The 892-nt window shown below is 62.1% G+C and carries 1 protein-coding gene; it reads left to right on the top strand.

All coding sequences use genetic code 11. The annotated features are described in order from the left end of the window. Positions 1–73: 73 nt before the first annotated feature. Positions 74–658, top strand: coding sequence for a YajG family lipoprotein (locus D6877_RS01180; RefSeq protein WP_024014276.1), 585 nt, complete (start codon positions 74–76; stop codon positions 656–658). Positions 659–892 lie beyond the last annotated feature (234 nt).

Consider the following 892-nt stretch of genomic DNA (forward strand, 5'->3'; position numbering starts at 1 on the left):
GCGGCGCTGGTTACGCGCAGTGGCCCACCGCTATACTGCCGGCCTGTTTGTGCCTGATTCTGGAGAGAAGAGCATGTTGCAACGCCTGTTGTTCGGTTTGATCACTGTCGCCGGTTTGACCCTGGCCGGCTGCGCCCACAGCCCGCAACAACTGAATCCGGAGCCGAAGCTGACCACGCAACTGCCAGCGGTCGGTCGCGGCCAGCCTGTCATCGTGCGTGTGGTCGACGGTCGTCCGTCGCCAACCCTCGGCACCCGTGGCGGTCTGTACCCGGAAACCAGCGCCATCACCGTACAGCGCGAGCAGATCCTGCCCAAGCTGCAGGCCCAGGCCGAAGCCGCCGTGCGTCTGCTCGGCTTCACCCCGACCACCAACGCACCCAACGCGCCGCAGCTGACCGTGACCCTGGCCGAGTTGAAATATCAATCGCCGAAAGAAGGCATGTACGTGACCGAAGCAACCATCGGCGCAACCTTCCGCTCTGACGTGCAGAACGCCAACCGCCGCTACAGCGGCCGTTACGGTGCGTCGCTGGACCAGCGCTTCGGCATGGCGCCGAATCAGGAAACCAACACCAAACTGGTCAGCGATGTATTGAGCGATGCGCTGACGCGTCTGTTCAAGGACCCGACCGTGGGTCAGGTGCTCGCTGAGTAAGTTTGCAGCGAATGTGAAAAAGCCCGGGGCCAGTGATGGTTCCGGGTTTTTTTTGGATCTGGGATTTGTGTCGTATGGGAAATCGATTCCCCTCACCCCAGCCCTCTCCCGAGGGAGAGGGAGCCGATCGCGTGTGCTTCAAAACCTGAGTTCGGCGCGGTATCTCATGTCGGCGTATCTACCGCAAACACCTCGGTCAGTCCCCTCTCCGGAGGGAGAGGGAGCCGATCGCGT

It is taken from the genome of Pseudomonas sp. Sample_9 (genome assembly GCF_004307535.1).
In the GTDB taxonomy this organism is placed as follows: Bacteria; Pseudomonadota; Gammaproteobacteria; order Pseudomonadales; family Pseudomonadaceae; genus Aquipseudomonas; species Aquipseudomonas mercuritolerans.

Bases quoted from the DNA above. Each gene is read 5' to 3' on its own strand.
- D6877_RS01180 (WP_024014276.1), top strand. From the start codon at position 74: ATGTTGCAACGCCTGTTGTTCGGTTTGATCACTGTCGCCGGTTTGACC.